Annotated in this window: 15 protein-coding genes; 6 read left to right on the top strand and 9 right to left on the bottom strand. The window is 54.4% G+C overall.

Annotated features, from left to right (window positions below; genetic code table 11):
* Nucleotides 1-423 precede the first annotated feature (423 nt).
* Together H5U02_12260 and H5U02_12255 are read left to right on the top strand one after the other, a co-directional pair.
* Nucleotides 424-696 carry an AbrB/MazE/SpoVT family DNA-binding domain-containing protein gene (locus tag H5U02_12260; GenBank protein ID MBC7343190.1) on the top strand — a complete coding sequence of 91 codons (273 nt, stop codon included), beginning with the start codon at nt 424-426 and terminating at the stop codon, nt 694-696.
* Nucleotides 693-1,097, top strand: a complete 405-nt coding sequence (locus H5U02_12255; protein ID MBC7343189.1) for a putative toxin-antitoxin system toxin component, PIN family — start codon at nt 693-695, stop codon at nt 1,095-1,097. Before H5U02_12260 ends, H5U02_12255 begins: the two co-directional genes overlap by 4 nt.
* A 208-nt stretch (nt 1,098-1,305) precedes the next feature.
* On the opposite strand, the gene H5U02_12250 is transcribed toward H5U02_12255, so the two are convergent.
* A complete protein-coding gene (locus H5U02_12250; protein ID MBC7343188.1) occupies nt 1,306-1,470 on the bottom strand; it encodes a hypothetical protein in 165 nt (54 codons plus the stop codon).
* 180 nt (nt 1,471-1,650) lie between these two features.
* On the opposite strand from H5U02_12250, the gene H5U02_12245 reads away from it, so the two are divergent.
* The 4 genes from H5U02_12245 (at nt 1,651) to H5U02_12230 (ending at nt 3,205) form a co-directional block, all read left to right on the top strand.
* The gene (locus H5U02_12245; GenBank protein ID MBC7343187.1) at nt 1,651-1,950 is read left to right on the top strand and encodes a hypothetical protein; all 300 of its coding nucleotides are present in this window, start codon (nt 1,651-1,653) and stop codon (nt 1,948-1,950) included.
* The gene (locus tag H5U02_12240) at nt 1,899-2,531 is read left to right on the top strand and encodes a nucleotidyl transferase AbiEii/AbiGii toxin family protein (GenBank protein ID MBC7343186.1); all 633 of its coding nucleotides are present in this window, start codon (nt 1,899-1,901) and stop codon (nt 2,529-2,531) included. The genes H5U02_12245 and H5U02_12240 overlap by 52 nt, the downstream gene beginning before the upstream one ends.
* 72 nt (nt 2,532-2,603) lie before the next feature.
* Nucleotides 2,604-2,846 carry an ADP-ribosylglycohydrolase family protein gene (locus tag H5U02_12235; protein ID MBC7343185.1) on the top strand — a complete coding sequence of 81 codons (243 nt, stop codon included), beginning with the start codon at nt 2,604-2,606 and terminating at the stop codon, nt 2,844-2,846.
* 14 nt (nt 2,847-2,860) lie between these two features.
* Nucleotides 2,861-3,205, top strand: coding sequence for a methyl-accepting chemotaxis protein (locus tag H5U02_12230; GenBank protein MBC7343184.1), 345 nt, complete (start codon nt 2,861-2,863; stop codon nt 3,203-3,205).
* A 159-nt stretch (nt 3,206-3,364) separates the two neighbouring features.
* On the opposite strand, the gene H5U02_12225 is transcribed toward H5U02_12230, so the two are convergent.
* The 8 genes from H5U02_12225 to H5U02_12190 form a co-directional block, all read right to left on the bottom strand.
* Complete coding sequence (locus H5U02_12225; protein ID MBC7343183.1) at nt 3,365-4,375, bottom strand: lipoate--protein ligase; 1,011 nt, start codon at nt 4,373-4,375, stop codon at nt 3,365-3,367.
* Between the two features lie 11 nt (nt 4,376-4,386).
* Nucleotides 4,387-4,956, bottom strand: a complete 570-nt coding sequence (locus tag H5U02_12220) for an isochorismatase family protein (GenBank protein MBC7343182.1) — start codon at nt 4,954-4,956, stop codon at nt 4,387-4,389.
* Nucleotides 4,957-4,967: 11 nt separating this feature from the next.
* Nucleotides 4,968-5,396: a glycine cleavage system protein GcvH gene (gene gcvH / locus H5U02_12215; protein ID MBC7343181.1), complete on the bottom strand. Its 429-nt coding sequence runs from the start codon at nt 5,394-5,396 to the stop codon at nt 4,968-4,970.
* The gene (locus H5U02_12210) at nt 5,374-5,637 is read right to left on the bottom strand and encodes a hypothetical protein (GenBank protein ID MBC7343180.1); all 264 of its coding nucleotides are present in this window, start codon (nt 5,635-5,637) and stop codon (nt 5,374-5,376) included. Before H5U02_12210 ends, gcvH begins: the two co-directional genes overlap by 23 nt.
* 3 nt (nt 5,638-5,640) lie before the next feature.
* A complete protein-coding gene (locus tag H5U02_12205; protein ID MBC7343179.1) occupies nt 5,641-6,471 on the bottom strand; it encodes a lipoate--protein ligase family protein in 831 nt (276 codons plus the stop codon).
* Between the two features lie 16 nt (nt 6,472-6,487).
* Complete coding sequence (locus H5U02_12200; protein MBC7343178.1) at nt 6,488-7,480, bottom strand: lipoate--protein ligase family protein; 993 nt, start codon at nt 7,478-7,480, stop codon at nt 6,488-6,490.
* A gap of 78 nt (nt 7,481-7,558) precedes the next feature.
* Nucleotides 7,559-7,864, bottom strand: coding sequence for a hypothetical protein (locus H5U02_12195; GenBank protein MBC7343177.1), 306 nt, complete (start codon nt 7,862-7,864; stop codon nt 7,559-7,561).
* A gap of 106 nt (nt 7,865-7,970) precedes the next feature.
* Nucleotides 7,971-9,143 (bottom strand): (Fe-S)-binding protein, encoded by a 1,173-nt coding sequence (locus H5U02_12190; GenBank protein ID MBC7343176.1) that lies wholly within the window; start codon nt 9,141-9,143, stop codon nt 7,971-7,973.

The following is a 9,143-nucleotide window of genomic DNA, read 5'->3' as shown; positions in this document are numbered from 1 at the left end:
TCCTGACGCCCTGAGAATAGTTTAGCGACCGGGATGGCGGCTCCCCACCAACCCAGACCGCGGGCAGCCATCGGGCATGGCTGACCCGGCCAAGGCCGGCGGTCTGACTATTCCTTGGGACAAGCTATTTGAGAAGGGCCTTCGGCTCGCCAGTGGGCACCTAGGCCTAACAGGTGGACTGGGCCATAACCGCTTATCCCCACTACCGCCTAGCGGTCACTGATACTGAGCGAGTAGTGTGGCGGTAATCGTAGAAGCGGTAGGGGAAAGGCCCTTTCCTTTAGTTGCGAGGCTGGTTTTTCACTGCTATCTACCTCCGCCCGCACGGCGGGAACTTATTGTAATTCAGTGGGATCTAGCATATACTAATGGTAGGATAAGTAGGGTAGACCCTACTTTCAAGTTCAATAGGGAGGTTCTACCATGAATATTCCTATAGTTGATAACGCAAAAGTGATGTCCAAAGGACAAATCACACTTCCTAAAGATATCCGCTCAAGACTGCGCCTTTCCACTGGAGACCGCGTCACTCTCATCTGCGAAGAGGATCGGGTCATCCTTATGAATTCGGCTGTCTACGCCATGAAAATGCTACAAAAGGAAATGGAAGGGGAAGCAGAAAAGGCCGGAATCCGCACCGATGATGATGTTATGGATTTGGTGAAGAGTGTTCGCGCGGAGATTGAAGGCTTATGAGGGTATTGATTGACACCAACATTCTGATTTCCGCGTCCTTAAGCAGCACCGGAACTCCCTATCAGGCGTATGTCAAAGCCGTTACCCACCCCAATCACGGAATGGTCTGCGACCAAAACATCGATGAACTGCGGCGGGTATACAACCGGAAATTCCCTCACAAAATCCAGGCCCTTGAACGTTTCTTGGCGCTATCGCTTACCGTCCTCGAGGTCGTCCCAACTCCGGCTGTTGATATATGCGATGAGGCCCTTGTTCGGGACATTCTCGACCGGCCGATTCTCCGAGCCGCTGTTCAAGCAAAAGCCGACGTGCTGATTACTGGCGACAAGGATTTTCTTGAATCCGGCGTCGTGAATCCAAAAATCATGACAGCAGCAGAGTTCTTGCAAATGGAATAGCACGGTGCAATAGCTAAATCCTGTTCCTTTGCCATCGGGTTCCTCCATGGCCATCTGCGGCCCAGCTATCATCATGGCAAAGGTTGCTATTCCTATCGGAAGCCATGGTCTTGCTCCCAGCCTACCGTACTCTTTGATTTGGAGTGTTAGCTTTAATACTTATATCGTTACCCTGATGAAGTCCTAAGCCTCACCCTGGTGGTGGGCTTTAAATCGCCTGGAGACATCCTATAACCTCTTTGGCTGAATAAAAGCTTTTCTGGTCGAAGAAGAAGACGATTTCCTCCAGGGTCCTCACCGGTCCGTAGGCGATCAGGTCGGTGTCGGAGAACGCCCCTTGGCCAGCCAGGCGCTTACTAGCTGCCGGTGGCATGGAGTGTCATCTTTCCTCATCTTGGCCCCGAATCCTTTAGACCATGTACCCCGCCTGGAGCCACCGGGGGTAGGGCACCCGGACCTAAGCAGGGCAAACTTTGGCATCCCGCCTAAAAGATGGTATAGTAGTGGTGACTGAAAAGTTAAAATGGAGACAGGGGGTTTTGGGGGCAAATCCATGCAGCTTCCACCTTTCTTAACCAAGTTTTTCTGGGATGTGCCCTTTGAGGGGCTAGATCCTAAGGCTGATAGCTACTTTATCTTAGAACGCTTATTGGAATACGGAGATACCCAAGCTATCCGGTGGGTTCTAAGGCAATACCGCCACCAAGATGTGCTGGAGGTAATCAAGACTAGCCCCAGACTATCCGCCAAAACCGGCTCCTTTTGGCGTTGCTACTATCACCTCAAGGAGGAAGAGGTCCGGTGTTTGCGTCCGCCTTACCACCGCACGGGCTCCAAGTATTGGAACTATTAGCCTCATCCCATATTCTCGATGACTTTTACCTGGCTGGCGGTACCGCTTTAGCTTTGCACCTGGGCCACCGCCTTTCCGAGGACCTAGATTTTTTCTCCCCTAGCCACATCGATACCTTGATGCTAAGGCAAAGGTTGGAGGAGCTTGGCAGCTTTGAATTGCTAAATGCCAAGTGGGGCACCATCCACGGCATTCTCCAGGGAACTAAGGTGAGTTTTCTTTACTACAAGTACCCCCTTCTGGCTGCCCCAACTGCCTTTAAAGGTTGTCCCGTAGCCTCGCCGCAGGATATCGCTCCGATGAAAATAGAGGCCATTGCCTCCCGGGGAAGCAAGAAAGATTTCTTTGATCTTTACTTTATTGCTCAGGAAATAGCTGACCTGAAAAGCTGCCTCGATCTCTATCGCCAGAAATTTAGCGGCACCAACTTCAATCTTTACCATATACTCAAAAGCCTTACCTATTTTGCCGATGCGGAAAGGGAAAAAGATCCGGTGCTACTGCGTCCGGTGAGCTGGGAGCAGGTGAAGCAATACTTGGCCCAAGTCGTGCCTCCGCTGTTGGTATCCCTGGAGGAGTAGGCGTATTAACCTTAGGGCTGGGTGGAGAGAAGCTGGCCAAGGTCGGTGTTTACCAAAAAGGCAGGTGGGCCCATGAGCAAGAGAAGAGACCAGCAGCATTTTCGCGGCTGCCTGATCGGGGGTGCCATCGGCGATGCCCTGGGCTGGCCGGTGGAATTCTTGAGCCGGGCCCAGATCAGGGAGAAATACGGCCCGGCCGGCATTACTGATTTGGTCCCGGGAAGCACTGGCCAGGCGGAATGCCACCAGGCGGTGCTGGCCGCTATGGAACTGACCAGGAGCAACAAGGAGCCAAGCCAAGCCCAATCTCCTTAAAGGACAGCGCGCCGGTGGCAAACCTGACTGTGCCCTCACCTTGGAGCGCAAGAGGCCGAGATAAGCCACGCCCTGGCCCGGAGGATGAAGAGATTTCTGAAGCCGTGAACAGTGTGACCGAAAGCATACAAGAAATAGCCAGCTTCGCTGAACAGGTGAACAACCATGCCCAAGGCATCAGTAACAACATCCAGTCGATCGCGGCAGTGGCCCAGGAGAATGCCGCCGTCGTGGAAGAAGTATCGGCCAGTACTGAAGAACAAAATGCCACAGCCGAGGAGATAGCGGCTTCCGCCCAGTCCTTGGCCCAACTAGCTCTAGAGCTTCAGGAAGCTGTAGCCCAGTTCAAATTGTCCTGACGCCCCGAGATAGTTGAGCGACCGGGATGGCAGCTTCCCACCAACCCAGACCGCGGGCAGCCAGCGGGCATGGCTGGCCCGGCCAAGGCCGGCGGTCTGACTATTCCTTGGGACAAGCTATTTGAGAAGGGCCTTCGGCTCGCCAGTGGGCACCTAGGCCTAACAGGCAGTCTGGAGCCATGCCAACAAATCCTGGACCAAGGACTCTCTTTCTCCGATGGCTATGCCCGCCACCCGGTCCATGATGGCCTGCTTACGGAAAGGAATGCCCTGGAGCGCCCGGGCCAGATCCTCGATCAGGCCGCAATCCATGGCATCGGAGTAGACCGCCGCCCTTTCGACTTGGCCATCTTCGACCGAAAAGCACATCTCGATTTCTCCCCAGTCAAACCGGTGGCGATAGGAAATATCGAAATCCGGGCTTTCCCCGTACCGCCACTCCCAGGAAGCATATTTCCGGTACAGCCTCTGGATTTCCAGGGAAGCTTGAGCCGAACTTACGTCAATTTCCGTCTCATAGTAACCGTAGCCGGCAGCAAAGCTCTCCTTGAGACTCTGCCAGACTGATGCCACCGTGATCCTTGGGTTCAGGCTGGCCAGATTGACCACCCGGGAGCGCACCGACTGGGCATCAATTACCTTAGAAGCAATTTTCTCCTTGGAAGGGCAAAGATAACGCTCAAGTTTGCTCAAATCAGTGTTGACCAGCACCGTGCCATGGTGGTAAGCAGTTTTGGGTTTGAGACAAAAGGCGTTGCCGGAAAATTTTTTACCCCCCACCACCAAATCATTGCGACCGGAAAACTCGGCATCTACCTCGAGATCCTTAACAGCCTGCAACAGTACGCCTAATTGCTTGTCCAGGTCATAGAGCTTGCGGTCCATGACGAAGGTAAAGTTCAGATTCCCCAGATCGTGGTAGACCGCCCCGCCCCCAGACAACCGGCGGGCAAGTTTCCCGCCCTCACTTTCCAACTGCCGGCAGGCACATTCCTTCCAAGGGTTTTGATGCTTGCCAATGACTACAGTATGGTCATTCTGCCAAAGGTAGAGGATGACTTGGTTTTCAGCTACATGGTTTAGCAGATACTCTTCTAGCGCCAGATTGTACCAAGGGTCATAAGAATGGGAATCCACAAAAGCGGTCTTCAAGCGACTCAATCGAGCCATCCTTCTTCCAATTATTTCAGTAGGGGAGCAAGGGCCTTAAACTCCTTTATCCCCGCTTTCTTAAGCAGGTCAAAGACCACTGTCTCAGCGTTAGTTATCACCGCGCCCTCATCCCGCATCAGTTCCAGGCCATTCTTGAAATTACTCTTGAACCGGGAGCAAACTGCATCGCGAACTACGAAAACCTCAAACCCGGCCATGATAAGGTCCCTGACCGTTTGGAAAACACAAATATGGGCCTCGCTTCCCGCCACTAGCACCTGGCGGCGGCCCAGCTGCTGCAACACCCTCAGGCAATCCTCCGAGCAGGCCGAGAAGCTCACCTTTTCCAGCTTCACATGCTCGCCTAGGTTCTCCGCCACTTCGGGTACCGTATGCCCTAAACCTTTAGGATACTGCTCGGTAACCACCACCGGTATGTTCATCTCGTGGCAGGCAGCCAACAAAAGTCTGGTATTCTTGTAGACCTGCCCAGCATGGTCCATAACTTTCATTAGCTTTTCCTGCAAGTCAATGATCATGAATACCGCCCGGTTGGCCTGTAGTAAGTGCTTAGCCACAACTCTCCCCTCGCCTAGCATACTCTTTAGCCTTACCCACGTTGGCAGCATGCCTGTTGATCGATCCAACCCACGTAAGCAGCTTGGTCCATTAAGCAGTTTAACTCTTCTAGCTTATCAATTCTAACCTTAAACATCCAGCCTCGCATATAGGGATCACGGTTAATTAGGTCAGGCTCTGCCTCTAGCGCCGAATTGGTTTCCAATATGGTTCCGCTAACTGGCGCTGTCAATTTTCCCACCCACTTGCCAGATTCAACCGAACCTAATCCTTCCCCCTGACGGATGCTGGTGCCGGCCGGAGGTAGCTCCAAGTAAGCGATCTCCCCAATCAGGCTCAGGCCGTAACCGGTCAGCCCCACCACGGCTTGGTGGCCATCGACTCGGAGCCAGTAATGGTTGCGGTCATACCAAAGGTCGGTGGGAAAACGCCGTAGCTCAGGTTGCATGTTGGCTCCCACAATCCTGCACCTCCGCCCGGGCCTTGCCGATGATAGCCTGGCAGAGATCATCGGCTGAAACCCCCGGCATTTCAAAATCATTCTTGGCTAATAATTCTTCCAGCTTATCCCGAACCGCTGCCAGTTGGTAGGGTACCCCGGTCAAATTGTTCACCAGCTGGAACAGCAAATCTTTGGGATAGAAAGTAAAATCCCCGAGGATCTGCAGCTCGTCAATGACACCACCTTTTGTGGTGACTATCGCTTAGATCAGTCCTCCCGGGGCCTTATGCACCCCCTGCCACAGGCTAACCTCAGCGTTAATCTTAACGCGGTTTTGCCCGGAGTAACCCATCCGGCGATCGTTCTTGCGCATGAACGCTTCCGATGTGAACTGCTGTTCCAGACTCCGGGCCAAAGACCAGACTTCGCCTGGCAACTGGGCCGGAGTGAGTTTTCCCAGGGCTTTTTCAAAATTGACGGATAGGGCTCTAATTACCGCCTTTCGGTCTGGGGCTACACCCAACTCCCTTTTCAGTGTGGTAAGATTCTCTTCCATGGTCTTATGAACCTTGTCGCGGAATTTTTCGTCCGGTAGTTTTAGCACCCTGCTCATCAGACCAAAATCAAAATCCATGAGGATCCCGCCTACAAACACGATACAATCGCCGATGTCTCCTCCGCCCTCACCCGAGATCTTCCGGCCCTCAAGAGTGACAATGTCATTGACCGGCTTAAACTTGGTTTTAACCCCTAGCGCCGCATAAGCACCGATGACCGGCTTAGAAAAGTCACGGTAGAGCTGATCGATATTGCCCGGTAGGATAGGATTATTCTTTTTCAGGACCACCTGATAAAAGACTTGATTTTGGTCCAGCAAGGTAGTACCACCGCCGAGCTCGCGGCGCATGACCGAAATACCGTGCCGCTGGCAGTAATCCAGATCTACTCCCCCGAGATCTTGGAAGTAGCCAACGCTCACTAGCGGGGTCTTGGGGGACACCAAGACCAACGATTCTATGCCCAATCGGGCTAAAGCATGGAAGATGGTCATGGAGGATTGCCCCGGCAATACTCCCAGGTCGAAGAGGTACATTCATATCTCCCCTTTGCTACTGACTATAAGCTAACCACTCCTCGCCCTCGCGCCACGGGCGACCAACATACCTTTCCAGTTCGCTTCCCCAGGATTGATTTTGGCTGCCGGCTTGGCCATCCGCCCAGGTATCCACCTGACCGCAAGCTAGGCTCACTTCCTCCACCAAGCCGTCCTTTACCAGCACCACCGCGGGCCTGCCTCCAGCCAACCGAGCCTCCAGAAGGTAGATTCCCTCGGCAATCTTTACCCGGCGCTTTCGACTTCTGCGGCCGGGCGCACCCAGCCACTCGGGGCTAACCAGCCGCGCTCCCACCTTGTGGGCACAATTCATTAGATCGGCATCGGGCTGGCGAGGACGGAGCTCCCCTAGCTCTCGACCAAAAGCCACCGCCAATGCCTGGGAAAGTTCTGCATAGCCAGGTGACCGCCCCAGCCACTCCCCCAGCGTGGTCATATACCGTCGCATGGCCTTCTCCAGTTGCTGCCGGAAAACAGCCCCAGGCACCCGAAGTACCCGGCTCATGATCTCGAATTCAAAGTCCAGTAAGATATTTCCCACATAGGCAACGCACTGCCCGATGTCGCCAGCACCGTTCCCGGAGCACTTACGCCCTGCCACCACAATGTCAGCCGGGGCTTTTATTGCCGCCGGCAAGCCTAGGTCCCTGCAGACTGATATGGCTGGACGCAAGAATCGCTGGAAGAAAAGCGGCCGACATAAGGGTACCAACGGGTTATCCCGGCGCAACACTAGTTGAAAGAAAATCTGTCGGCTATCAAGGTAAACCACCCCACCGCCAGTCTCTCGGCGCAAGAGCGGAATTCCCTGGTCCCGGCAGTACTTCCAATCAATCTCCTGCTCTAGGTCATCATGGAGCCCTAGGCAGACATAAGGGCTAGTGGGGTAGCAGATGATCAATCCTTCCCGGTTCAAATAGGCCAGGGCATGATATAGAGACTGAGACTCCACCCAGGTTACTGCGCCTAGATTGTAAACATCCACCACCTTCCCACCACCTAACCCTTTATTCCTGCAGCCCTTAAGCTCTTACAAGAACTCAAACCAGCTCATCGTCTACTAGGCCTACTGAAACAAATCGTCACCGCTCTTGAACTGGAGCCCCGGGTGATTATCAAACCTGACTACGCCTACTACCGCTTTTCCTTGGACCGCTTTCTTCACTGCCGCGGCGCCCTCGATGCCAAAGCCCCCACATAGTTCAATGGCGCTTACGCCCTCGGCCACCAGCTGCTTTGCCGCTTGAACAGCCGCCTGATAGTCCTTCACCCCCACTACGGTAAGCTCCACTGCTGAAGTGACCACCACCGCCCGGTGCTTCTCGGCTTCCGCCTCAGGAGCCACAAACATAAATGCTGCCTTCAAAGCCATAGTTTTGACCTCCTTTACAGGTATACAACCTCTTCCCGCAACTCTTGGCCACGGAGATCGTCCCGTTCCTGGCTCCAGGCATAAGCCCGGGCCACCTCTTCACCCCTCAACCAGATACGGCTTCCAATAGCAGTTCGCTAATATCCATCACCCTCACCGGCAAACCAGCTTGGCGCACCGCCGCAGCCAGCATTTGCTCACACTGCTGACAAGCCGATACCACGATGCTGGCTCCAGTCTCCTTGACTTCCGCCACCCGCAGCTCAGCAATCCGGGCCGCCAGCTCCGGGTCAACGCTCTGCAAATTGCCACCCCCGCCGCAGCAGATAGCCTCCTCTCGGTGGTGGTCCATTTCCACCAGCTCGACGCCGGGAATACTTTTGATGGTCTGGCGGGGAGCATCATAAACCCCACTGTTGCGCCCCAGGTCACACGGATCGTGATACGTAACCACTGCTTCCAATTCTTGAGGCCTAAGCCGCCCCTCCCTCACCAAGCGCCCCAGGTACTCGGAAGTGTGCAAGATCTCCAGCTCATAGCCGCCCAATTCCCGGCGATAGTCATACCGCCACACGTGATAGCAGGAGGCGCAACTGGCAATCAGGGTATGAATACCTAGCCCTTTGAGCTTGGTTACGTTGTGCCGGGCCAATTTCTCGGCATCGCGGCCAAACCCCGCCCGGAGCATAGGAAACCCGCAACACCACTCCTCTCCGCCCATGGTGGTAAAATCAATCCCTGCCTGCATCAAAAGCTGGGTGACTGCTAAGGGAACTTGGGCAGATTGGGGGAAGAAAGAAGAAACGCAACCCACGAAATAGCAAACCTCAGCCCCTGCCTTGAGCTCCAGCCCCTCGGGTTCTTCATCCAACTCCTCGGCCCACTCCAGCCGATCCTGGTTGCTAAATGTCGAGATGTTCTTGTTGGCTAAGACATTATCCCTAAGGGCGGTATAGGCCTGGGGGGCCTTGCCTAGGCGGGCGATGCGCTCCCTCAGCTCCAGCCAGAAAGATACCGTGTCAATACCAGTCGAACAAGCCTCGGCGCAGGCGCCACATAGGGTGCACTGGGCCATCCTCTCTATAAATTCCTGGCTTAAAACCGCTTGGTTTTTCTTGGCGAAGATTTCCTTGGCCAGGGTAATCTTGCCCCGGGGGGAAGCGGATTCCCAGCCTACTAGCTGGTAAACCGGGCAGGAACTGCGGCAACAGCCACACCGGCCACAGGTCAACGCTTCTCGCTCAAGGGAGGTAAAGAAACGTTGGTTTTCCTGGGTCAC

This window comes from Clostridia bacterium (genome assembly GCA_014360065.1).
Lineage (GTDB): Bacteria > Bacillota > DSM-521 > Neomoorellales > JACIYF01 > JACIYF01.
The sequence above is the reverse complement of the archived record's forward strand: the minus strand, read 5'-3'. Positions and strand labels throughout refer to the sequence as shown.